The sequence below is a fragment of the Aeromonas jandaei genome (assembly GCF_037890695.1).
GTDB classification, from domain to species: Bacteria; Pseudomonadota; Gammaproteobacteria; order Enterobacterales; family Aeromonadaceae; genus Aeromonas; species Aeromonas jandaei.
Genome location: NZ_CP149571.1, coordinates 1,362,501 through 1,384,354 on the forward strand (window position 1 = coordinate 1,362,501; position 21,854 = coordinate 1,384,354).

At 57.3% G+C, this 21,854-nt stretch carries 16 protein-coding genes, 7 tRNA genes, 2 rRNA genes and 2 pseudogenes (1 of these 27 only partly in view); 12 read left to right on the top strand and 15 right to left on the bottom strand.

Annotation, left to right across the window (positions count from 1 at the left end; translation table 11 throughout):
• The 3 genes from WE862_RS06585 to WE862_RS06595 all read left to right on the top strand — a co-directional run.
• Window positions 1-2,201: ribosomal RNA gene (locus tag WE862_RS06585) — 23S ribosomal RNA — on the top strand (it extends 689 nt beyond the left edge of the window).
• 82 nt (window positions 2,202-2,283) lie between these two features.
• Window positions 2,284-2,398: ribosomal RNA gene (gene rrf, locus WE862_RS06590) — 5S ribosomal RNA — on the top strand.
• 29 nt (window positions 2,399-2,427) lie between these two features.
• A tRNA-Asp gene (locus tag WE862_RS06595) sits at window positions 2,428-2,504 on the top strand.
• Between the two features lie 271 nt (window positions 2,505-2,775).
• On the opposite strand, the pseudogene WE862_RS06600 reads toward WE862_RS06595, so the two are convergent.
• A pseudogene (locus tag WE862_RS06600) lies at window positions 2,776-2,973 on the bottom strand (GNAT family N-acetyltransferase); the annotation flags it as partial.
• A 168-nt stretch (window positions 2,974-3,141) separates the two neighbouring features.
• A tRNA-Ser gene (locus WE862_RS06605) sits at window positions 3,142-3,229 on the bottom strand.
• Between the two features lie 197 nt (window positions 3,230-3,426).
• Here WE862_RS06605 and WE862_RS06610 point away from each other — a divergent pair.
• Both WE862_RS06610 and WE862_RS06615 read left to right on the top strand, forming a co-directional pair.
• A complete protein-coding gene (locus WE862_RS06610; protein ID WP_041210895.1) occupies window positions 3,427-4,176 on the top strand; it encodes a DsbA family protein in 750 nt (249 codons plus the stop codon).
• Window positions 4,177-4,452: 276 nt separating this feature from the next.
• Window positions 4,453-5,286 carry a permease gene (locus tag WE862_RS06615; protein WP_422388483.1) on the top strand — a complete coding sequence of 278 codons (834 nt, stop codon included), beginning with the start codon at window positions 4,453-4,455 and terminating at the stop codon, window positions 5,284-5,286.
• On the opposite strand, the gene WE862_RS06620 is transcribed toward WE862_RS06615, so the two are convergent.
• Both WE862_RS06620 and hemL read right to left on the bottom strand, forming a co-directional pair.
• Window positions 5,270-6,085 carry a hypothetical protein gene (locus WE862_RS06620; protein ID WP_339058717.1) on the bottom strand — a complete coding sequence of 272 codons (816 nt, stop codon included), beginning with the start codon at window positions 6,083-6,085 and terminating at the stop codon, window positions 5,270-5,272. The genes WE862_RS06615 and WE862_RS06620 overlap by 17 nt on opposite strands.
• Window positions 6,086-6,281: 196 nt before the next feature.
• Entirely contained in the window at window positions 6,282-7,568 is a 1,287-nt protein-coding gene (gene hemL / locus WE862_RS06625) for a glutamate-1-semialdehyde 2,1-aminomutase (RefSeq protein ID WP_042030307.1), read from the bottom strand.
• Between the two features lie 244 nt (window positions 7,569-7,812).
• On the opposite strand from hemL, the pseudogene clcA reads away from it, so the two are divergent.
• From clcA to erpA, 3 genes and pseudogenes are all read left to right on the top strand, one after another.
• Window positions 7,813-9,206 (top strand): annotated as a pseudogene (clcA, locus tag WE862_RS06630) (H(+)/Cl(-) exchange transporter ClcA).
• 93 nt (window positions 9,207-9,299) lie between these two features.
• Window positions 9,300-9,995: a DUF6776 family protein gene (locus WE862_RS06635; RefSeq protein WP_042030308.1), complete on the top strand. Its 696-nt coding sequence runs from the start codon at window positions 9,300-9,302 to the stop codon at window positions 9,993-9,995.
• Window positions 9,996-10,082: 87 nt separating this feature from the next.
• A complete protein-coding gene (erpA, locus tag WE862_RS06640; protein ID WP_005340225.1) occupies window positions 10,083-10,433 on the top strand; it encodes an iron-sulfur cluster insertion protein ErpA in 351 nt (116 codons plus the stop codon).
• Between the two features lie 115 nt (window positions 10,434-10,548).
• On the opposite strand, the gene nhaC is transcribed toward erpA, so the two are convergent.
• Window positions 10,549-11,958 carry a Na+/H+ antiporter NhaC gene (gene nhaC, locus WE862_RS06645; protein ID WP_041210901.1) on the bottom strand — a complete coding sequence of 470 codons (1,410 nt, stop codon included), beginning with the start codon at window positions 11,956-11,958 and terminating at the stop codon, window positions 10,549-10,551.
• A gap of 302 nt (window positions 11,959-12,260) precedes the next feature.
• On the opposite strand from nhaC, the gene WE862_RS06650 reads away from it, so the two are divergent.
• The gene (locus WE862_RS06650) at window positions 12,261-12,467 is read left to right on the top strand and encodes a hypothetical protein (protein ID WP_042030309.1); all 207 of its coding nucleotides are present in this window, start codon (window positions 12,261-12,263) and stop codon (window positions 12,465-12,467) included.
• 6 nt (window positions 12,468-12,473) lie between these two features.
• Here the strand turns inward: WE862_RS06650 and WE862_RS06655 are convergent, their stop codons facing one another.
• The 9 genes from WE862_RS06655 to rsmC form a co-directional block, all read right to left on the bottom strand.
• Window positions 12,474-12,746 (bottom strand): late competence development ComFB family protein, encoded by a 273-nt coding sequence (locus WE862_RS06655; protein ID WP_042030310.1) that lies wholly within the window; start codon window positions 12,744-12,746, stop codon window positions 12,474-12,476.
• A gap of 109 nt (window positions 12,747-12,855) precedes the next feature.
• Window positions 12,856-12,941, bottom strand: a tRNA-Leu gene (locus WE862_RS06660).
• A gap of 72 nt (window positions 12,942-13,013) precedes the next feature.
• Window positions 13,014-13,099, bottom strand: a tRNA-Leu gene (locus WE862_RS06665).
• A 45-nt stretch (window positions 13,100-13,144) separates the two neighbouring features.
• A tRNA-Leu gene (locus WE862_RS06670) sits at window positions 13,145-13,230 on the bottom strand.
• A 72-nt stretch (window positions 13,231-13,302) separates the two neighbouring features.
• Window positions 13,303-13,388, bottom strand: a tRNA-Leu gene (locus WE862_RS06675).
• A 54-nt stretch (window positions 13,389-13,442) separates the two neighbouring features.
• Window positions 13,443-13,528 (bottom strand) — tRNA-Leu (locus tag WE862_RS06680).
• 128 nt (window positions 13,529-13,656) lie between these two features.
• Window positions 13,657-15,117: a glycogen synthase GlgA gene (gene glgA / locus WE862_RS06685; RefSeq protein ID WP_042030311.1), complete on the bottom strand. Its 1,461-nt coding sequence runs from the start codon at window positions 15,115-15,117 to the stop codon at window positions 13,657-13,659.
• Window positions 15,107-16,324, bottom strand: coding sequence for a glucose-1-phosphate adenylyltransferase (gene glgC, locus WE862_RS06690; protein WP_033113980.1), 1,218 nt, complete (start codon window positions 16,322-16,324; stop codon window positions 15,107-15,109). Before glgC ends, glgA begins: the two co-directional genes overlap by 11 nt.
• A gap of 151 nt (window positions 16,325-16,475) precedes the next feature.
• Complete coding sequence (gene rsmC / locus WE862_RS06695) at window positions 16,476-17,504, bottom strand: 16S rRNA (guanine(1207)-N(2))-methyltransferase RsmC (protein WP_042030314.1); 1,029 nt, start codon at window positions 17,502-17,504, stop codon at window positions 16,476-16,478.
• 280 nt (window positions 17,505-17,784) lie between these two features.
• On the opposite strand from rsmC, the gene dapA reads away from it, so the two are divergent.
• Window positions 17,785-18,657, top strand: coding sequence for a 4-hydroxy-tetrahydrodipicolinate synthase (dapA, locus tag WE862_RS06700; protein ID WP_041209021.1), 873 nt, complete (start codon window positions 17,785-17,787; stop codon window positions 18,655-18,657).
• A gap of 59 nt (window positions 18,658-18,716) precedes the next feature.
• On the opposite strand, the gene WE862_RS06705 is transcribed toward dapA, so the two are convergent.
• Window positions 18,717-19,685 (bottom strand): inorganic triphosphatase, encoded by a 969-nt coding sequence (locus WE862_RS06705; protein WP_042030317.1) that lies wholly within the window; start codon window positions 19,683-19,685, stop codon window positions 18,717-18,719.
• Window positions 19,686-19,854: 169 nt separating this feature from the next.
• Between WE862_RS06705 and WE862_RS06710 the strand changes: the two genes are divergently transcribed.
• Both WE862_RS06710 and WE862_RS06715 read left to right on the top strand, forming a co-directional pair.
• Window positions 19,855-20,535, top strand: a complete 681-nt coding sequence (locus WE862_RS06710; RefSeq protein WP_033113984.1) for a TIGR00153 family protein — start codon at window positions 19,855-19,857, stop codon at window positions 20,533-20,535.
• 25 nt (window positions 20,536-20,560) lie between these two features.
• The gene (locus tag WE862_RS06715; protein WP_041209023.1) at window positions 20,561-21,826 is read left to right on the top strand and encodes an inorganic phosphate transporter; all 1,266 of its coding nucleotides are present in this window, start codon (window positions 20,561-20,563) and stop codon (window positions 21,824-21,826) included.
• The last annotated feature ends 28 nt before the right edge of the window (window positions 21,827-21,854 follow it).

Genomic DNA, 21,854 nt, shown 5'->3' on the forward strand with positions numbered 1-21,854 from the left:
GGTTGAAGGTTGAGTAACATCAACTGGAGGACCGAACCCACTAACGTTGCAAAGTTAGGGGATGACCTGTGGCTGGGGGTGAAAGGCCAATCAAACTCGGAGATAGCTGGTTCTCCCCGAAAGCTATTTAGGTAGCGCCTCGGACGAATACTACTGGGGGTAGAGCACTGTTTGGGCTAGGGGGTCATCCCGACTTACCAACCCCATGCAAACTCCGAATACCAGTAAGTACTATCCGGGAGACACACGGCGGGTGCTAACGTCCGTCGTGAAGAGGGAAACAACCCAGACCGCCGGCTAAGGTCCCAAAGTTCTGGTTAAGTGGGAAACGATGTGGGAAGGCTCAGACAGCTAGGATGTTGGCTTAGAAGCAGCCATCATTTAAAGAAAGCGTAATAGCTCACTAGTCGAGTCGGCCTGCGCGGAAGATGTAACGGGGCTCAAACCAGGCACCGAAGCCGCGGATTTGCACTTAGTGCAAGTGGTAGGGGAGCGTTCTGTAAGTCTGCGAAGGTGTATCGAGAGGTATGCTGGAGATATCAGAAGTGCGAATGCTGACGTAAGTAACGATAAAGGGGGTGAAAAGCCTCCTCGCCGGAAGACCAAGGGTTCCTGTCCAACGTTAATCGGGGCAGGGTGAGTCGACCCCTAAGGTGAGGCCGAAAGGCGTAATCGATGGGAAGCAGGTTAATATTCCTGCACGACTTGTAATTGCGATGGGGGGACGGAGAAGGCTAGGTGGGCCAGGCGACGGTTGTCCTGGTGAAAGTGCGTAGGCGGTACCTTTAGGTAAATCCGGAGGTGCAACGCTGAGACACGAGACGAACACACTACGGTGTGGAAGCCATTGATGCCCTGCTTCCAGGAAAAGCCTCTAAGCTTCAGATTACAAGTCATCGTACCCCAAACCGACACAGGTGGTCGGGTAGAGAATACCAAGGCGCTTGAGAGAACTCGGGTGAAGGAACTAGGCAAAATAGTACCGTAACTTCGGGAGAAGGTACGCTCTTGTTGGTGAAGTCCCTTGCGGATGGAGCTGACGGGAGTCGCAGTGACCAGATGGCTGGGACTGTTTATCAAAAACACAGCACTCTGCAAACACGAAAGTGGACGTATAGGGTGTGACACCTGCCCGGTGCCGGAAGGTTAATTGATGGGGTTAGCGCAAGCGAAGCTCTTGATCGAAGCCCCGGTAAACGGCGGCCGTAACTATAACGGTCCTAAGGTAGCGAAATTCCTTGTCGGGTAAGTTCCGACCTGCACGAATGGTGTAACCATGGCCATGCTGTCTCCACCCGAGACTCAGTGAAATCGAATTCGCCGTGAAGATGCGGTGTACCCGCGGCTAGACGGAAAGACCCCGTGAACCTTTACTACAGCTTGGCACTGAACATTGAACCTACATGTGTAGGATAGGTGGGAGGCTTTGAAGGCGTGACGCCAGTTGCGCTGGAGCCGTCCTTGAAATACCACCCTTGTATGTTTGATGTTCTAACGCAGGGCCCTGAATCGGGCTCGCGGACAGTGCCTGGTGGGTAGTTTGACTGGGGCGGTCTCCTCCCAAAGAGTAACGGAGGAGCACGAAGGTTGGCTAATCCTGGTCGGACATCAGGAGGTTAGTGCAATGGCATAAGCCAGCTTAACTGCGAGACGGACAGGTCGAGCAGGTACGAAAGTAGGTCATAGTGATCCGGTGGTTCTGAATGGAAGGGCCATCGCTCAACGGATAAAAGGTACTCCGGGGATAACAGGCTGATACCGCCCAAGAGTTCATATCGACGGCGGTGTTTGGCACCTCGATGTCGGCTCATCACATCCTGGGGCTGAAGTCGGTCCCAAGGGTATGGCTGTTCGCCATTTAAAGTGGTACGCGAGCTGGGTTCAGAACGTCGTGAGACAGTTCGGTCCCTATCTGCCGTGGGCGTTGGATGATTGAAGGGAGTTGCTCCTAGTACGAGAGGACCGGAGTGAACGAACCTCTGGTGTTCGGGTTGTCACGCCAGTGGCACTGCCCGGTAGCTAAGTTCGGAATCGATAACCGCTGAAAGCATCTAAGCGGGAAGCGAGCCCTGAGATGAGTCATCCCTGACCCCTTGAGGGTCCTAAAGGGCCGTTGGAGACCACAACGTTGATAGGTGGGGTGTGTAAGCGCGGCGACGTGTTGAGCTAACCCATACTAATTACCCGTGAGGCTTAACCATACAACACCCAAGAAGTGTTCTAAGACTTGTAGCAAATACGAACGAATTACTTACGTCAGCTTTCTCAGATTGAAGATTTTTGCCTGGCGGCAATAGCGCCGTGGAACCACCTGATCCCATGCCGAACTCAGAAGTGAAACGCGGTAGCGCCGATGGTAGTGTGGCATTCGCCATGCGAGAGTAGGACACTGCCAGGCACCTAATTAGCAATAAGCTAGCCGAATGCGGAGCGGTAGTTCAGTCGGTTAGAATACCGGCCTGTCACGCCGGGGGTCGCGGGTTCGAGTCCCGTCCGCTCCGCCACTAAATAGAAGGCCTTCCCGATTGGGAAGGCCTTTTTGCTATGGGCGATTTGCCTGTTGGCCACAGCGTTGCATGCAAGAATAAACACAAAAGCCCGGTTATCAGACCGAGCTTTTGTGTTTTCAGCATCGAGAGGCCACTGAACAGTGGCTCTTGCCTAAGGGAGGGCCGCTGACAGGCCCGCTATTCCCTCCTTTTGGTATGTAATTGCGGTCATTTTTCGGATGATTCGCAACCATTTGTACTGGATTACTCGCAGCCACCATCCCCATCACCGGACTCCAGCCCCGCAGGTAAGAGCCATATTGACCACTCCCTCCTCCATCTGGACATCAATGGTAAAGCCGAGTCGTTTGGCGAGGGTCACCATGCCGCGATTGCTCGGCATGGTCATGCCGGAGAGCTGGCCAAGCCCCTGTTCGTCGGCGTAGCGGATGATCTTCTCCATCATCAGTTTGCCGAGTTTTAACCTCTCTCCTTCTGTTCAGAGAGCAGTGGGGGTAGGAAACAGTGTGCTTAAGTGGTGGGTTACAGTGAGGCGACGTATGAAGCGCCATGAAAGATAAAGTGATGGGATATAGAGAGGGGATAAAAACAAAAAGCCCACGCAACTTGCGTTGCATGGGCTCGGAATAAATGGCGGAGGAGGTGGGATTTGAACCCACGGATGGTCGCCCATCGCCGGTTTTCAAGACCGGTGCATTCAGCCGCTCTGCCACCCCTCCGCAGCAGTGCGGCGAATATTACCATGCTGATCAGGGTTGTAAATCCCCGGCTGGTTCGATTGCTGGTTAATTGCACGAAATGACCGATTAAATGGTCAAACTGGTTGGAATGAGTGCTTTTTTGGCCTGATTGCTTGACTTGAAAAGAGAGTCCACCACTATAGTGGCCTCCATCATATCCTCTGCAAGATAACATTATGACTATTAAAAATGCCCTGTTTTGCGCTCTGGCGGGCGTAACCTTGCTGGCATCGCCGGTGCAGGCGAGCGAGCTGACCAAGAGTGATGTCGAGCAGATCGTTCGTGACTATCTGGTCAAGAATCCCGAGATCCTGGTCGAGATGTCCAATGCCCTGCGTGCCAAGCAGGAGAGCCAGCAGGCCGAGAGCGATAAGGCGCTGATCAAGGCCCATGCCCAGCAGCTGTATGGCAACAAGGATCCCGAAATGGGCAATCCTAAGGGGTCGCTGACGATTGTCGAGTTCTTCGATTACAACTGCGGTTACTGCAAGCGGGCACATCCGCTGGTCGAGCAGCTGATGGCTGAGGACAAGGATATTCGCTACATCTACAAGCAGTTCCCGATCCTGAGCGAAACCTCCTATTTCGCCGCGCGCGCCGCACTGGCCGTTCAGCTGGGTCAGCCCGACAAGTACCAGGCTTTCCATGAGAAGCTCTATGCCCATCAGGGCCCGCTCTCCGATGAAGCGCAGGTCAAGAAGGTGGCAGAAGAGGCCGGTGTTAACTGGAGCAAGGTAGAGGCCAAGATCAAGGATGGCAGCATCGATCAGAATCTGGGCACCAACCGGGCTCTGGCTGAAGCGCTCGGTATTTCCGGTACTCCCGCCTTTATCATCGGTGATCAAATCCTGCGTGGTGCACCACGGGATTTGGCCAGCCTGAAGAGCTTTATCAAGGATGTACGTGCTGGCAAAAGCATCCAGTAACGCGCTTGCATCCTGACGGAATAAAAAGAGGGTCGGTATTGCTACCGGCCCTCTTTTCTTTATGTCCCGAGTCACAGGTGGTCGTCGCGAAAGGACCATAACAACGTGCGCAGGACTCGACCTATCGGTCTCAGTAACAAGTATTAGCAGAGTCGTTCGACTTCCATTCGTATTTATTTAAGCGTCCCGCAGCCGCTTGTGAGAGTTGCTTAATTCAGGTCAGGATTTTTTCTGCTGCCTGCCTTAGAATCGCGTCCCTTGCAGGAGAGAACCCCTATGTTAGTTGATATTTTGCGGCTTGTTTTTATAGCTGGCGGTTTGGTATTCATCTTCATGCTGGTACAAGCGTGCTGGCAAAAACGATGCAACGGGACTTTTGAGTCCACCCCCTTCTGGCCGGTGGCGCTAATCGGCGGTGTTGCCAACTTTCTCGATACCCTGGGGGTTGGCAGCTTTGCGGTCAAAACAGCCTGCTACAAGCAGTTCAAGCTAATCGATGATCGTCTGTTGCCGGGGACTCTCAACGGCCAGTGTGTGTTGCCGACCGTGACTCAGTCGCTGATCTTTGTCGGCGCAGTAGCGGTGGAGCCGCTGACGCTGATCAGCATGATGATTGCTGCCGCAGCCGGTGCTGCCTGGGGGGCGCGTCATGTCGCCTCGTTTGATCGGCAGACCATCCGGCTGGTGATGGCAGTCTCCCTGTTGGTCGTTGCCGGGCTGATTTTTGCCGGCCTGCTCGGCCTCTTCCCGGTCGGCGGCGAGGCCATGGGGCTCAGTGGCTACAAGCTGGTGATCGCCCTGATCGGCAACTTTATCTTCGGTGTCCTGATGAATGTGGGGATCGGTCTGTTCGCTCCCTGCATGACGCTGGTCTATCTGCTCGGGATGAACCCGCTGGCGGCGTTCCCCATCATGATGGGCTCTACCGCGGTACTTAGCGTCTTCTCCGCAGGCACCTTTATCCGCAAAGGGGCATTCGATGCCAAGGCGGTGCTGGCGGTAGCCATCTTTGGCCCCATCGGTGTGGTGCTGGCGGCCATGCTGGTCAAATCCATGGATATGGCGATGCTGAAGTGGCTGGTTGCCTTTATCGTCATCTATACCTCCTGAACCATGTACGCCTCCTGGCGGGCTGCTCGTCGCCCCAGCGTGCAGCTGGCTGCGGATATCGCTGGTTAGCCTGCACCAGTGCCGCTTCCGCTCTGGCCCCGAGAAAGACATAGAGTCCGAGGGCCAGCAGCAATCCCACCGCACACCCCATCACCCCAATCGCAGGCCAGAGCAGCTCGCTCTGGCCGAGCGACCCTTTGAATAGCAGCAACAACCCTTCGATAGAGACCGCGATCAGGATGGCGGCGATAAAGCGGGTGATGGTGCGACGAATGGCGCTGTGGCGGAAGATATCCTTATGCAGCAGCACTTCCTCCTCCAGAATGGTTTTGCCCAGATCGAATACCGCCAGTGCCAGCGTCAGAAAGATAATCGCGCTGAGGGCCCCCAGTCGGTTCTGCTGCGCCCCGCATAGCAGCAGATAGAGCTGTTCCAGTCCGTGCCAGATGAGCGTTGCAACGATGAGGAACAGCGCCATGCTGAGTACCACATAGATGGCCTTGAACCAGGGCATGGCGCGGCGCCGCTCTCTGTCTCCCATCAACCAGGCGATCAGTTGGTTGAGGCAGAGGGTCAGCTCTCGTCCCTCTCCGCGAGCGATCAGTTGCAAGCGGTTCTGCGTGCCCGGACGTGGCGACAGGATGCAAGCCGGCCCCTGATAGCGGTCGATGCTGATGATAAAGGGGTACTCCTTGAGCGCAGCAAGAGGTGCGCCGAGCAAACCATGGATCAGTGGTGTCAGCTCGACCTGATACTCCTGATAACGTCGCAATACATCGATGGGGCTCATCTCTGCCATATGGACCTCGGTGACGTGGGCTCCTGTAGCGGATGTGCAAATAGTGGGCCCGATATATGACAGGCTGAGCGGGATCATTTGCACCAGAGGGTGGCAAATAAGCGGGATAGGAGGTCGGGGTGCACCAGAAGCGGGCGTAGATTGCAGATATGGAAAAGGGCCCGTGACGGGCCCTTTTGCGACAAGCAGCGGAGATTTAGCCAGCCAGCTTGGCGAAGCTGCGCTCGGCGGCTGCCAGAGTGTGTTCAATCTCCTTGTCGCCGTGAGCCAGCGACAGGAAGCCTGCCTCGTAGGCGCTCGGCGCCAGATAGACGCCCTCTTCGAGCATCAGGTGATAGAAGCGCTTGAAGCGTTCCATATCGCAGCGAGTGACCTGCTCGTAGCGGGTGATTTCGGGCTCGTCGGTGAAGAAGAAGCCGAACATGCCACCCACATAGTTGATGGCGAGCGGGATGCCGTGTTTGGCGGCGGCGGCTTTCAGTCCTTCTGCAACGCGCGCAGTCTTGGCGCTCAGCTGCTCATAGAGAGCCGGTTCCAGCAGCAGATCCAGCATGGTGAGGCCGGCTGCCATGGCCACCGGGTTGCCGGAGAGAGTTCCAGCCTGATAGACGGGGCCGGTCGGGGCGATGTGCTGCATTACCTTCTTCTTGCCGCCGAAGGCGCCGACCGGCATGCCGGCACCGATGATCTTGCCGAGGGTGGTGAGATCCGGGTCGATGTTGTAGTGGCCCTGGGCACCGCGCAGGGAGACGCGGAAGCCGGTCATCACCTCATCCAGGATCAGCAGGGCACCGAACTCGTCGCAGATGGCGCGCAGCCCCTCCAGGAAACCGGGTACCGGCGGGATGCAGTTCATGTTGCCAGCGACCGGCTCGACGATGATACAGGCGATCTCGCTGCCGTACTGGGCAAAGGCTTCGCGCACCGAGTCCAGATCGTTGAAGACGCAGGTCAGGGTATGCTTGGCGAAATCGGCCGGTACGCCCGGGCTGTTGGGCTGACCAAGGGTCAGGGCGCCGGAGCCGGCCTTGACCAGCAGGGAGTCGGCGTGGCCGTGGTAGCAGCCTTCGAATTTGACGATCTTGTCGCGACCGGTGTAACCGCGGGCCAGACGGATGGCGCTCATGGTCGCCTCGGTACCGGAGTTGACCATCCGCACCTGCTCCATGGAAGGGACGATCTGGCGCACTTTCTCGGCCATCAGCACTTCGATCTCGGTCGGCGCGCCGTAGCTCAGCCCTTTTTCCACGGCCTTGATGACGGCAGCCTTGATGGCCGGGTGGTTGTGCCCCAGCAGCATGGGGCCCCAGGAGCCGATGTAATCCACGTAGGCCTGACCATCCACATCATAGAGGTAGGCGCCATCGGCGTGATCGATGAAGCGGGGTGTACCGCCGACCCCATTGAAGGCGCGGACCGGTGAGTTGACGCCACCCGGAATGGTCTGGCGGGCCTGTTCAAACAGCTGATCTGATTTTGACATGGATCATCCTTAATGGGATTTTGGTCGTCACGCAGGAGAAAGCAGTCGATAGAGGCTCGGCAGGTAGGGGCATCAGGAGTATGCTTTGCGCTCTCGCCACCCGGACTCTCGGTCTGCTCCCGTGACAAAAATTTAACGGGCCGACTATAGCAGAAAGCCCCAGCCCTGGGCAGCCGAGCAATGCGCCGGGTGATCCTGATCTCAGCTAGCTGAGGATATGGTGTTTCCAAGTTGGTGTAACAAGATGGCGCAACAAGCTCTCTCCTCTTCCGAACCGTCCGCCTCGCCGCGCGGGCCGGTTTCCCGAATCATTCGGCAAGACAGGATGCCCTTGCTGGTTCTGCTGCTGGCGGCACTGGTCGGCACCCTGGCCGGACTGGTCTGCGGCCTGTTCGAGTCAGGCGTGCACTGGCTGGCAGAGCAGCGGCTCGCCCTGCTGGCTGATCGCCCATGGTGGCAGCTCGGCCTGCTTGGCTTTGGCTTCAGCGCCATGCTGGGGTGTATCGGCTACTTCCTGACTCATACTTTTGCCCCCGAGGCCGGAGGCTCGGGCATTCCCGAAATAGAGGGGGCGATGGATGAGCCTGCGTCCGGTACGTTGGTGGCGGGTGTTGCCAGTCAAGTTCTTCGGTGGCGTGTGTACCCTGAGCTCCGGCATGGTGCTGGGACGGGAAGTGACCTTCGGTGCAGATAGGCGGCAACCTCGGCAAGATGGTGGCGGATATCTTCCGGTTGCCCAAGGAGCATGGCCACGCCTTGCTGGCAGCCGGTGCGGCGGGCGGTCTGGCGGCGGCCTTCAATGCACCGCTGGCGGGGATCCTGTTCGTGATGGAGGAGATGCGGCCGCAGTTTCGCTACTCCTTCCTGGCTATCAAGGCGGTGGGTATCTCCGCCATCATGGCGACCCTGATGCTGCAAAACATGAAGGGGCAGGGGGCGGTGATCACTCTGCCGCACTACGATGCGCCAGCCCTCAAGGCGCTCTGGTTGTTCCTCTTTATGGGGGCCACCTTCGGCGTATTGGGCTTTGTCTTCAACAAGCTGGTGCTGGCCTGTCAGGATGGCTATCTGGCGCTGCACCAGAACAAGCGCCACCGTTTTGTGGCCATCGGTATGCTGGTTGCCGGTACTTTCGGCGTGTTGTCGCTGTTTGCCCCCTCGGTGACCGGTGGCGGCACTGAGCTCATTCCTCATCTGATGGGGGGCGAGTATGCGATGGCGACCCTGTTCCTTATCTTCTCCATCCGTCTGGTGGCAACCCTGATCTGCTTCTGCTCCGGCGCGCCCGGCGGGGTGTTTGCGCCGACCCTGGCCCTCGGCACCCTGTTTGGCGTGGTGTTTGGTCATCTGTTCCACGCGGCTTTTCCGGAGCTTGGTATCGAGCCCGGTGCCTTTGCCATTGCCGGCATGGGAGCGTTGTTTGCCGCGACGGTGCGAGCGCCCATCACGGGTATCGTGCTGGTCACCGAGATGACCGACAACTACCAGCTGATCCTGCCGATGATGATCACCACCATGGGCGCCACTCTTGTGGCGCAAGCGCTGGGCGGTCGTCCTATCTATTCCCAGATCCTTGAGCGAACTTTACGGCTTGCCGCGCGTCAAAAGCGGGGTGATGGCAGTGTAGCCACCAGTTAATTTTCACCATCACCGCCTGTGACTTCGGTTAGGGCGGTATAGTGAAAGGAGGTCGCAGTTGCCGCTGTGAGGCAAATAACGGGAAAGAGGGCTATGTCCAACCTATTGAAGTTATTGGTGGTGTTCGCAGTAGGTGGTCTGGCCGGTTATTTTGCCGGCAACCATCAGGATCTGGCGCAAAGCAGCTTGCTGGGGGTTCAGCAGGAGACGCTGGATCGCCAGAGCAATGCCATCAGCCAGCTCAAGACGGATCTCGGTCTCAAGGATACCCAGCTCGCCACCCAGCGAGCCGCCTTCGAGCAGCTGCAGACCACCCTGAAGAGTCAGGAGGCGCAGGTGCAGGAGCTCAAGCGCCAGCTGGCCTTTTTCGAGCGGATCATGCGCCCGACTGGCGAGCAGGTTGGGGTGGTAATCGACAACCTGACCCTGCAGGAGAGCAGCATTCCGGGTCGCTACCACTATCGACTGGCTTTAACCCAGCCCGCCAAGAAGCGCGAGCTGTTTCGCGGTCAGGTGCAGATCCGGGTCGAGGGGAGCCTTGGCGACAAGCCAAAAGTGCTGTCCGGGCGGGATCTGGGCATGAAGGTGAGCGAGTGGCGCTACTCCCTGCGCTATTTCCAGCTGCTGGAGGGAAACTGGCAACTGCCGGAAGGGTTTGTGCCGGATCGGATCCGGGTCACCATCAACAAGGATGGCCGGCAACCGGCGCAGGAGCTGCTGGTTGAGTGGGCCGATGCGCTTAAGCCGCTAGTCGCCGCACCGCCTGCTCCGGTGCCCGCTGCAGGTTAAACGTGGTGAATACTTGAACTGAATGGTCGGGTATTGGATAATTTCGCGGTTTCCATGTTTGTGGATCTAATGGTTGTGAGGTCAGTAATGAGTGCAGTAGCAGAAGCCCCGCTGCCCATCCAGATGACGGATGCGGCGGCCAACAAGGTGAAGAACCTGATCACCGAAGAAGAGAATCCGGAGCTCAAGCTGCGGGTCTATATCACGGGTGGGGGCTGCTCTGGTTTCCAGTATGGCTTTACCTTTGATGAGAAGATCAACGACGGCGATACCGTGGTCGAGAAGAATGGCGTCACCATGGTGATCGATCCGATGAGTCTCCAATATCTGGTTGGCGGCAGTGTGGATTACACCGAGGGGCTGGAAGGTTCACGTTTTACCGTGACCAACCCCAATGCAACCACTACCTGTGGCTGTGGTTCCAGCTTCTCCATCTGATCGAGCCCGACGATCAGACGCAACGGCTCTCGGCAACGAGGGCCGTTTTTCTTTATGCAGATCGTTGTAGTGGAAATAAAAAGGCGCCGGTGAGGCGCCTTTTTGATTGGTACAGTTAGCGGGAGCTTGCTGCAGCCACAAGTGGAACCCTGTTCACCGCCTTGCCCATGTAGGCGAGGGTGATGGTCACAATGATGCAGGTGAAGCTCAGCCACATGTAGGGGAGGTAGTCGAGGGTGGCCACTCCCAGTACCCCGGCCATAAAGATGCCGTTGTCGCTCCAGGGCACCATGCCGCAAGTAAGGGTGCCGCCAAACTCGGCGTTGCGAGAGAGGTTCTTGCGTGCCAGTCCCAGCCGATCGTAGTTCTTGGCCATGATCTTGGGGGTCAGTATCAGCGATACATACATGGCGGAGCCGAACACGTTGGCCAGGAAAGCGGTGCCAATGGTGTGGGTTGTCAGGCTGCCGGCACTGTTGATGCGCTTCTCGAAGGCGCTGGCGATGACGGAGAGGATACCTACTTTCTCCAGCAGGCCGCCAAAGCCCAGACCGAAGATGATGACAGCGACCGAGCCCAGCATGGACTCCATACCGCCACGACCGAGGATGTTGTCGATAAAGTCGATGCCGGAGGTGATGGCAAAGGGGCTGTAGGCAGAGTGCATTGCTTTCACCGGATCCATGTCCTGGAACAGGATGGCCCAGATCAGGCCCAGCAGGGCGCCGAAGCTGATCACCGGGAAGGCGGGCTTGCGGTTGGCCAGCAGGCCAAGCACCAGCACCACCGGCACGATGGCCAGCGGAGTGATGTTGAACTGCTTGTCGAGGGCCTCCATCACCAGATTGACCTGCTCCAGGCTGACGTTGCCTGAGTACTGCATGCCGACCACGGTGAACAGCACAGCGGTAATGATGTAGGAGAGCAGGCTGATGGGCAGCATCCCCTTGATATGCTCCACCACGTCGACGTTGGACATGGTAGAGGCCAGAACCACGGAGTCGGAGAGCGGGGAGAGCTTGTCACCGAAATAAACGCCGGAGAGCACGGCACCGGCAACCAGAGGCGCAGGTACGCCGAGGCTGTGGCCAATCCCCATCATGGCGATACCGGCAGTGGCGGCCGAACCCCAGGAGGTGCCGGTGGCCAGCGAGGTCAGCGAGCAGATGATCAGGGTCGCCAGCAGGAAGATGGAGGGGTGAATCACCTTGAGGCCGAAGTAGATGATGCTGGGCACGATACCGCCTGCGATCCAGGTGCCGACCAGTGCGCCGACGGAAACCAGGATCAGGATGGCCCCCATTCCCTTGGATACCCCATCAACGGCGGCTTGCTCCAGGGATTTGTAGTCATGACCGAGCTTGATGCCAAGCCCCATGATGACGAACCAGGCGATGAACAGTGCCAGCTGGATAGGCAGATCGAGCACGCTGGTGAACGAGAATGCCAGAGCCAGAAAAATGGCCAGACAGGCAAACACCTGCGACATGCTCGGCAATCGGATGTGGTTGTGTTGGTTTTGCATAGATACTTCCTAAACTCTTGCTCGCCAAGGTTGGCTCCTCTCATCCTGTGGATACGCATATCCCGAGGGGCCAACCCAAAAAGAGGCCGCAATCTACCACAAAGTGGGAGGGTTAAAGCCTAACCAAATTGGCAAAATTGCACTTTTGATTGAAAAAATCACAGAATTGTTGATCTCGTAACCCGTTTTTGAGCGCTTTATTGGCATAAAAGCCTATTTTGAGTCTTGCGCTGGAGGAGGGTTGCATCTCTCATTTATGAATATGATAATTATTATCATTATCTCGGTGGGGGAGGAAAAAGATGAACTGGGTAGTGCGGGGAGTGATGCTGCTAGCCGGGTTGGTTGTGCTCGTATGGGGCCATGACCAAGAGTATGGCATCTGGAGTCTGGGTTTTCTGCTGGCCGCCTGGATGATGCTTGAGCCCAGATTGAAACCGGCACTGATCCTGTTGCCAGTGGCAGGGCTGACCGGCGTGGTGGCCCTGCTCTGGCAGCATACCGGCTAGTAGGCGTTATGCGTGTTTGACGGGGGCCTGCTTGATCTTCTGTTGGGCCTGCTTGAGCGATTCAACGACTTTTTTCTCCATCTCGCTCCGTTTGGCATCGGTCAGGAAGTAGATCATGTCGACATCGTGGCGAATATAGTGGGAGGGGAGCTGGTTGAGGGTGAGGCAGCAGAGATCGGCCATCTGGTCGCTGCTGAGTTTTTGCTGCAGACCCTGCTTTTCAATCTCCTTGAGCACCAGATGCTCGTAGAAGTTGTGAATGTCGGTATCCAGTATCATATGCGTTCCTTGGCATGACGATGGGCGGTGAGTCGTCAAAAGCATAGCCATAACAAGGATTAAAAACAAAAGGCCCGTCACTTTCGTGATGGGCCTTTTGCGTAATGAATGGTGCGAAGAGAGGGACTCGAACCCTCACATCCGTGGGACACTAACACCTGAAGCTAGCGCGTCTACCAATTCCGCCACCTTCGCACACTGATTTTTTTCCAGCTGGTTTTTAAATGCGGTTGGAGCGCATCGCTCTGTTTTTACATGTCAGAATCATGGTGCGAAGAGAGGGACTCGAACCCTCACACCCGGGGGGCACTAACACCTGAAGCTAGCGCGTCTACCAATTCCGCCACCTTCGCACATCGGGTTATCAGTCTGGATTTACATGCTGTCTGATAAAAGCATGGTGCGAAGAGAGGGACTCGAACCCTCACACCCGGGGGGCACTAACACCTGAAGCTAGCGCGTCTACCAATTCCGCCACCTTCGCACACTGATTTTTTTCCAGCTGGTTTTTAAATGCGGTTGGAGCGCATCGCTCTGTTTTTACATGTCAGAATCATGGTGCGAAGAGAGGGACTCGAACCCTCACACCCGGGGGGCACTAACACCTGAAGCTAGCGCGTCTACCAATTCCGCCACCTTCGCACATCGGGTTATCAGTCTGGATTTATATGCTGTCTGATAAAAGCATCTGCAGTATGGTGCGAAGAGAGGGACTCGAACCCTCACATCCGTGGGACACTAACACCTGAAGCTAGCGCGTCTACCAATTCCGCCACCTTCGCATCACTGCGGAGGGGGATTCTATAGAGTTTTGGGGGGGCGTCAACAGCCAAAGGGGACTTTTTTCGCTGTTGACGCTTAAAGACATGCCAAAGGGACAAAACTTCAGCAATCTGCCCGAGTGGCTAGCTTAGTAACGACCCAATGCGCTCAGATACATCTGCTCGTACTGGGTGACCGAGTCGGGCCAGTTGAAGCGGGTGTTCATGGCGTTGCGCTGCACCTTGGCGAATTTTTCCCTGTCTTGCAGGAAGTAGAGCAGGCTGCGGCGCATGGTATCGAGCAAAATGGCGGCGGTCGGGTCATTGAAGCAGAAGCCGGTGGCATGCTCGGGATCGGCATCCCAGTCAACCACGGTATCTTTCAGTCCACCAACGGCGCGCACCAGTGGCAGGGTGCCATAGGCCAAGCTGTACATCTGGTTGAGCCCACAAGGTTCGAACAGAGAGGGCATCAGGAAGAAGTCCGCTCCGGCTTCAACCAGATGGGCCAGTCGGTCATCATAGGCATTGATGAAGGCGAGTTTGTCCGGGTAATCCCGGGCCATGGTTTGCAGTTGCGTGGCGAGCGCAGGATCGCCAGAGCCGACGATCACCACTTGTACCTGATGGTGGAGAAATTTCTCCAGCGCCGGGATCAGCAGGGGGACACCCTTCTGTTCGGTCAGGCGGCATACCATGCCATAGATAGGCAGGTTTGCGACTGGCAGACCCACCTCTTGTTGCAGGCTCTCTTTGCAGACCTGTTTGCCGGTCAGATTGTCGACGCTATAGGTTGCGGGCAGGAGTTCGTCGAATTCGGGATCCCAGTCCTTGTAGTCGCAGCCATTGAGGATGCCGCAAAGGTCGGCAGCCCGTTGCTGGAAGATGTGTGCCATGCCGTGGGCACCGAGGTGAGTCAGCAGCTCCTGGGCATAGTTGGGGCTGACCGCATTGATCTTATCAGCATACAGAACCCCGCACTTGAGCAGGTTGACGTGGCCGTAGTCATAGTTGATGCGGCGCTCGTAGTCGGCGATCTCGGGCATGGCCCAGAACTGCTCCCGCCCGAATACCCCCTGAAACGCCGCGTTGTGAATGCTGATCACGCTGCGGGTCTGCTGGAAGAAGGGGTTGTGGGCATGACGGGTTTTCAACAGCAGCGGCAACAGACCGGTGTGCCAGTCGTTGCAGTGGGCTATGTCCGGGGCGAAACCAAGTTGCTCGCAGGCATGGAGGGCAGCAGCCGAGAAGAAGGCAAAGCGCTCGCCGTTGTCCGGATAAGCCTGATTGTTTTCAGCATAAAGCTGGGGGCGGTCGAAATATTGCGGGCAGTCGATGAGATAGATGCAAACACCATCCAGCTCCATCTGGTAAATGCGATAACCGATATCCGGCAGACCCGGGTGGGTGGGCAGCCAGCGCGATGCCACCAGTTTTGCCTCATCCCGATGTTTTATCGTCTTGTAGAAGGGGAGCATGATTCTGACATCATGCCCCTTCTGGGCCAGATACATTGGTAGCGCTCTGGCGACATCCGCCAGGCCACCAGTCTTGACCAGCCCCTCGACCTCCGAGGCAACAAACAGGATTTTCAGTGGGTTAATAGCCAACTCTTGCTCCCTTAGGTACCACCACGATACCGCCTTCGGATACGGTAAATCGTTCTCTATCGTGGTCGAGATTTTCACCGATAACGGTGCCTGGCGCAATTTCAACGTTTTTATCAATGATGGCGCGCCGGATGGAGCACCCTTCGCCAATCTTCACATCCCCCAGCAGGACGGACTCGCTGATGTGGCTGCAGGCGCCGATGTTGCAGCGAAAACCGAGGATGGAGCGCTGGATCTGGCTGCCCTGAATGAAGCAACCGGCGGAGATGAGCGAGTTGGCGATCTTCACCTTGCACTCGTCACTGTCGATGAAGGTGGCTGGCGGCAGGGCCGGATAGTGGGTGTGCAGCGGCCACTTGCGGTTGTAGAGAGAGAAGAGAGGGTTGTCGGCCACCAAATCCATGTGCGCCTGCCAGTAGGAGTCCAGGGTGCCCACATCGCGCCAGTAGACGTTGGGTTTTTCGCCCGGAATCACGTTGGTGCTGTAGTCGTAGACATAGACCGGCGCCCTTGGGTAGAGGCTGGGGATCACATCCTTGCCAAAGTCATGACTGGAGTTCTCCTCCGCGGCATCCCGTTTCAACTCGCGGCAGAGTGCCTCGGTCTCGAAGATGTAGTTGCCCATGGAGACCAGGGCCTGGGTGGGATCGCCGGGAATGTGTTTCGGCTGTTTCGGTTTCTCCTGAAAGCCGATCATCCGCCCTTCGGCATCCACCTCGATCACCCCGAACGAGCTGGCTTCTGCAATCGGCATGCGCAGGGCTGCCACTGTCATGGCGGCATTTTTCTGCTTATGGAAGCTCACCATCTGGCTCACATCCATCTTGTAGATGTGGTCGGAGCCGAAGATGCAGACATGATCCGGTTCGGCCCGCTCGATAAAGCCGAGGTTCTGGTAGATGGCGTCGGCGGTACCGTCATACCAGCGCTTGCCCATCCGCATCTGGGCTGGAATGGGATCGATAAAGCGGTCAGTAATGCCGACGATATTCCAGCCCTTCTTCATGTGCAGATAGAGGGACTGGGATTTGAACTGGGTGAGGACGTAGATGCGCAGAAAGTCTGCGTTGACGAAATTGTTGAGGACAAAGTCGATTAGCCGGTAGCTGCCACCAAAGGGTACCGACGGCTTGCTGCGGGTGGTTGTCAAAGGCTGCAGGCGAGTACCTTCACCTCCGGCCAGGATCATGGTCAAAATGCCAGCCATCGTATTTCTCTCCCTGAATAAACATGTATGAAAAGGTTTTCAACCTTCGGCATAAAAACACCCCTAAAGGGGTGTTTTTGCTGTGCTTCTAGTACCTTATCAGATTCCGGATGGCGCTCTCTAGCGGTTTTATTGTACTGCTTACACTTATTTACACTTTGCTCAGATAGACCTTGAATTTGGCGTCGCTGTTGCTCACTTCCGTCCGTTTGAAGTGTGCTTCCAGTATAGGCTGATAGCGCAGGAATGCGTTGGCAACTATGGTCAGGCTGCCATGGGGACGCAAAAATTCAGGCGCCCTGGCGAGGAAGGTTTCGGTCGCCGTATAGAAGGTCTTGAGCCCGGCATGGAAAGGGGGATTGGAGACAATCTGGTCAAAGCTTCCCGTAATGTCGGAGTAGACGTCAGAGGCATGAACCTCCCCTTGCAGATCGTTGATAGCCAGAGTGCGGCGGCTTGACTCCAGCGCCAGCGCATTGATATCCACCATGGTGACCTTGAGCTCGGGATTGCGCTTGGCCAGCACGGAGCCAATCACCCCGGCACCGCAACCGAAATCGAGCAGTGAACCCTTCATGGCTGGCACGGTGGCCAGCAACATCTGGGTGCCGAGGTCCAGCTCGGCGGCGCTGAAAACGCCGGGCAACGCCAGCACGGTGAGCTCGGTATCACCCGCCTTGCACTGATAGCGGCCAAACCAGCTATCCAGATCGAACGGGGCGACCAGTTTGCAGAGCTCGCCATGATAGAGAGAGCAGCGGCGAGCCGAATCGCGCTTGATCGGCTTGTCGCCATAAGGGGCCAGCAGCTTGTCTGCGCCATTGATGCCACCACGGTTTTCGCCAGCCAGGAACAGGTCGGCGCCCGCCTCCAGCAGGGGGGTCATCATGGCCAGCAGATATTGCGCCTCGGCTTTCGCCTTGGGCATCAACAATAGCAGGGCATCGAAGCGGGGTGCTCCGCCCAGCTGGTGGTCAAACAGAATGGCATCGCCGAGGGCCGCCTGCTGGCTGCGGTAGTAGCAGTAATCGGTGGTAAAGACGGTCAGGCTCTGGGCCAGACTCGCCAGCTGGCGGGGGTAGTCATCCTCCAGTGCGCCACAGACAAGTAGCCGCTTGCCGACAAAGAGGGCTTGGTTTCGTTCCAGCATCTGGCTGACGGCACTGATTGGGCTGCTCATCGGGTCTCTCCACGCAATTTTGGGCGGCCATTATACATAGCCCCTTTCGCCTTGACATTTATGCCGTGTTCCCGAAATATGCCCAGACACCATTTTTTGAGCAGAGATGAGTCAATGCGGTTCAATGGGTTGAAACGAAAGCATAAAAAAAGCCTGAAATTCGGGCCTGCTGACGTTCGCGCGTAACCTCTCATTTCTGAGAAGATTCAAACCCCGGTTGCGCACATCGAACCGGGGTTTTTTATTGCCATATGAGCGTCAAACCGGAGAAGGAGATCCCATGTTTCAAGGTTCAATCGTTGCGTTGATTACCCCGTTTCGACAGGGAAAGCTGGATGAAGAGGCGCTGCTGCGTCTGGTGGAGTGGCATATCGAGCAGGGTACTCACGGCATTGTGCCGGTCGGTACCACGGGTGAGAGCCCGACCCTGACCCACGACGAGCACTGCCGGGTGGTGGAGCTGGTGGTCAAACAGGTCGCTGGCCGTATTCCGGTGATTGCCGGAGCGGGCTCCAACAATCCGGTCGAGGCGATCGAATATACCCAGTATGCCGAGCGGGTCGGTGCAGATGCCACCCTGCATGTGGCCGGTTACTACAACCGCCCCAATCAGGAGGGGCTCTACCACCACTTCAAGGCAGTGCACGACGCAACCACCAAACCCATCATCGTCTACAACATTCCGCCGCGCGCCATCGTTGACGTGCAACCCGCGACTCTGGCCCGTCTGGCCGAGCTGCCACGGATTGCCGGGGTGAAAGACGCGACTGGCGATCTGGCACGTCCCTGGACCGAACGCCAGCTGATCAAAAAGCCCTTTGCCTGGCTCTCCGGTGAGGATGCCACCGCTGTTGCCTACAACATCGGCGGTGGTCAGGGTTGTATCTCGGTGACCGCCAACGTGGCGCCCAAGCTGGTGGCCGAGGTGCAAAATCTGGCGCTGGCTGGCAAGTGGCAAGAAGCGCGTGAACTGCAAGACAAGTTGATTCCGCTCCATCAGGCGATGTTTGCCGAGCCGAGTCCGGCCGGTGCCAAATATGCTGCCTCTCTGCTCGGCTTCTGCAGCGAAGAGTGCCGCTTGCCGGTGATGCCACTGTCGGAAGCGACTCGCGAGCGCATTCGCAGCGCCATGCAGCAGCTCAACCTGCTGTAATGCAAAACGGGTGAGCCAAGGCTCACCCGTTCTGTTTGCGGTGGCAGCGGATTGGCCGCTCAGCGTGTGCTGTGCAGCCAGTCGGCGATAGCCAGCTGCAGTGCGACATAATCCGCTGAGAGGAAGAGGTCAGCCAGCTCGGCGGGCCACTGGCGATCAGAGACCGGTGCGGCTTGCAGATGTGCGAGCAGGCTTGCCAGCTCTGAACCCCAAAGGGTCGGCTGCGTCAGCTCGGCCGCCCGGCGTTCAATCAGCGCAATCCCTTCACACAGGGCGGTGAATGCTTGCTGTCGAATGGTTTCATTCTGCTGATTTTCCAGCCAGAGCTGCTCGTGATGCTGCCAGTGACTCAGGCCTGCGGCGATGGCGGTTGCCACATCCATGGCTTCGCTGGTGGCCAGCGATTGCAGGGCCAGCGGTTTGCCGAGCCCGGCCAGCCGATAACCTCGCTGCGCCTTGGATTGCGCCCCCAGACGCACGCCACCCAGCCGGGCGAGGCGCTGCGCCAGTGCAAACAGCGCTATGGTATCGCCCGACTTGAACTCCAGTTCCAGCTCGTTGATCGCTGCGTGCCCCTGACTGCCGACTATCTCCCCCTGATCCCAGGCCAGCTCGATCTCGGCCCCCTCGAACGCGATCAGCCAGTGGCGGCGCAGGAAGTCGGTACTGAATTGCGCAACCAGCTGCTGCTGGATGCGGTCACGTTCTGTCACATCGGGCCAGATTTCTGCGGGAAAGGCGTTCAATATCGGCAGATCGCCACCAATAGGCGCATTGTATTCGGGTCTGGCATGCAGGCCACCCACCGCCTGGCCGCGGCATTTGATGGTCTGTTCGGCGTAGGCGTCGCAGCGGCGAATGCGCAGCCCCATGTCCAGACGACGTAGGTCGAGGGTCGGCGTGTCGAAATAGACGTTGCCGAGCTGCTGTTGTGATGATTCTTTAATATCAAAAGAATTCAACAGGTTGGATAAATCTGCCGCAATGTCGCGGGCGACAAAAAACTTTATCTCGATCTCAGTTTGCATACTCATTCCGGGCTGGCAGGCAACTTTGGGGGGCAGGAATCGGGTCGCGGGGATATAATGCCCGCGAAACGACTAGATTAATTCGCGGTTTAATTGAGGGCGCAGTTCGGTTAACATGCGCGCCTCATAAAATCGTATCGAGTGTTTTTTCACCGACACAGGTTTGGCCATGCCAGTAAATACTATTTTGGGGCTTTTTGCCAAGTCCCCCATCAAGCCGCTGCAGAAGCATATCGTCAAGGTTCACCAGTGCTCCCAGCAGCTGGTTCCCTTCTTTGATGCCGTTGCTGAAGACCGTTGGGAAGATGCCGAGAAGATCCGGCAGCAGATCTCCCAGCTGGAAAAAGAGGCGGATATCCTCAAGCGTGAAATTCGTCTGAAACTGCCCCGCGGTCTGTTCCTGCCGGTTGCACGCACCGACCTGCTGGAGTTGTTGACCCAGCAAGACAAGATTGCCAACCGTGCCAAGGATATCTCCGGCCGCATGCTTGGTCGTCGCATGGAGTTCCCTTCCGAAATGCGGGAAGGCTTCATGGCTTACCTCAAACGTTGTATTGATGCGACCGCTCAGGCCGAGAAAGCGATCGGGGAGCTCGACGAGCTGCTCGAGACCGGCTTCAAAGGACGGGAAGTGGAAATGGTTGCCGAGATGATCCACCAGCTGGATCTGATCGAGGACGATACAGACACCATGCAGATCGGTCTGCGCCAACAGCTGCAAGCGGTTGAGCAGAACTACAACCCGATCGACGTGATGTTCCTCTACAAGATCCTCGAATGGGTAGGTGACCTGGCTGATCAGGCCGAGCGCGTAGGCGCCCGTCTTGAGCTGATGCTGGCTCGTTCGTAATCGACTGACTGGGTAAACACTATCAATGGACATTATTGCGAATTACGGCACCACTCTGGTGCTCGTGGCGGCCTTGTTCGGCTTTTTGATGGCCTGGGGCATTGGCGCGAATGACGTAGCCAACGCCATGGGCACATCGGTCGGTACCAAATCCCTGACCATTCGTCAGGCGATTATCATCGCCATGATCTTCGAATTTGCCGGTGCCTATCTGGCCGGTGGTGAAGTAACCGCCACCATCCGTAGCGGTATCATCGACAGCAATGCCTTTGTCGATAGCCCGGATCTGCTGGTGCTCGGCATGATCGCTTCCCTGCTGGCTGCCGGTGCCTGGTTGATCCTCGCCTCCTACTTCGGCTGGCCTGTCTCCACCACTCACTCCATCATCGGCGCCATCGTCGGTTTCGCCGTGGTGAGCATTGGCCCGGAAGCGGTGCAGTGGAACAAGTTTGGCGGCATCGTCGGCTCCTGGGTCATCACCCCCGCCATCTCCGGTGTCATCGCCTACTTCATGTTCATCAGCGTGCAGAAGCTCATCTTCAACACCGATGATCCCCTGAACAACGCCAAGCGCTACGTCCCCTTCTACATGTTCCTGACCTCGCTGGTCATCTGCCTGGTGACCATCAAGAAGGGTCTGACTCACGTTGGTCTTCACCTGACCGATGGCGAAGGCGTCATGCTCTCCGTGGCCATCTCCATCGCCGTCGCGTTTGCCGGCTGGATCTATATTCGCGGTCAGAAGTACAACCCGCAGGATGACAGCAAGATGCACTTCGCCAACGTGGAGAAGGTGTTCGGCATCCTGATGGTGATCACCGCCTGTGCCATGGCGTTTGCCCACGGCTCCAACGATGTGGCCAATGCCATCGGCCCGCTCTCTGCGGTTGCCTCTATCGTGGCTTCCGGTGGCGAGATTTCCGGTCAGGCTGCCATTGCCTGGTGGATCCTGCCGCTCGGCGGTATCGGTATCGTGATCGGTCTGGCCACCATGGGCGAGAAGGTGATGGCGACTGTCGGCACCGGCATTACTCACCTGACCCCGAGCCGTGGCTTCGCCGCCCAGCTGGCCACTGCTGCTACCGTGGTAATCGCCTCAGGTACCGGTCTGCCCATCTCCACCACCCAGACTCTGGTTGGCGCTGTCATGGGCGTGGGTCTGGCGCGCGGTATCGCGGCGCTGAACCTGGGTGTGCTGCGCAACATCGTGGTCTCCTGGGTCATCACCCTGCCGGCAGGTGCCATTCTGGCCATCGGTATCTTCTACGTGCTGCAGGCCTGCTTCTCCTAAGAAGCTGCGCTCAGCAACAAAAAGCCCG

Bases quoted from the DNA above. Each gene is read 5' to 3' on its own strand.
- WE862_RS06610 (WP_041210895.1), top strand. From the start codon at position 3,427: ATGACTATTAAAAATGCCCTGTTTTGCGCTCTGGCGGGCGTAACCTTG.
- WE862_RS06615 (WP_422388483.1), top strand. From the start codon at position 4,453: ATGTTAGTTGATATTTTGCGGCTTGTTTTTATAGCTGGCGGTTTGGTA.
- WE862_RS06620 (WP_339058717.1), bottom strand. From the start codon at position 6,085: ATGGCAGAGATGAGCCCCATCGATGTATTGCGACGTTATCAGGAGTAT.
- hemL (WP_042030307.1), bottom strand. From the start codon at position 7,568: ATGTCAAAATCAGATCAGCTGTTTGAACAGGCCCGCCAGACCATTCCG.
- WE862_RS06635 (WP_042030308.1), top strand. From the start codon at position 9,300: ATGTCCAACCTATTGAAGTTATTGGTGGTGTTCGCAGTAGGTGGTCTG.
- erpA (WP_005340225.1), top strand. From the start codon at position 10,083: ATGAGTGCAGTAGCAGAAGCCCCGCTGCCCATCCAGATGACGGATGCG.
- nhaC (WP_041210901.1), bottom strand. From the start codon at position 11,958: ATGCAAAACCAACACAACCACATCCGATTGCCGAGCATGTCGCAGGTG.
- WE862_RS06650 (WP_042030309.1), top strand. From the start codon at position 12,261: ATGAACTGGGTAGTGCGGGGAGTGATGCTGCTAGCCGGGTTGGTTGTG.
- WE862_RS06655 (WP_042030310.1), bottom strand. From the start codon at position 12,746: ATGATACTGGATACCGACATTCACAACTTCTACGAGCATCTGGTGCTC.
- glgC (WP_033113980.1), bottom strand. From the start codon at position 16,324: ATGGCTGGCATTTTGACCATGATCCTGGCCGGAGGTGAAGGTACTCGC.
- rsmC (WP_042030314.1), bottom strand. From the start codon at position 17,504: ATGAGCAGCCCAATCAGTGCCGTCAGCCAGATGCTGGAACGAAACCAA.
- dapA (WP_041209021.1), top strand. From the start codon at position 17,785: ATGTTTCAAGGTTCAATCGTTGCGTTGATTACCCCGTTTCGACAGGGA.
- WE862_RS06705 (WP_042030317.1), bottom strand. From the start codon at position 19,685: ATGCAAACTGAGATCGAGATAAAGTTTTTTGTCGCCCGCGACATTGCG.
- WE862_RS06710 (WP_033113984.1), top strand. From the start codon at position 19,855: ATGCCAGTAAATACTATTTTGGGGCTTTTTGCCAAGTCCCCCATCAAG.
- WE862_RS06715 (WP_041209023.1), top strand. From the start codon at position 20,561: ATGGACATTATTGCGAATTACGGCACCACTCTGGTGCTCGTGGCGGCC.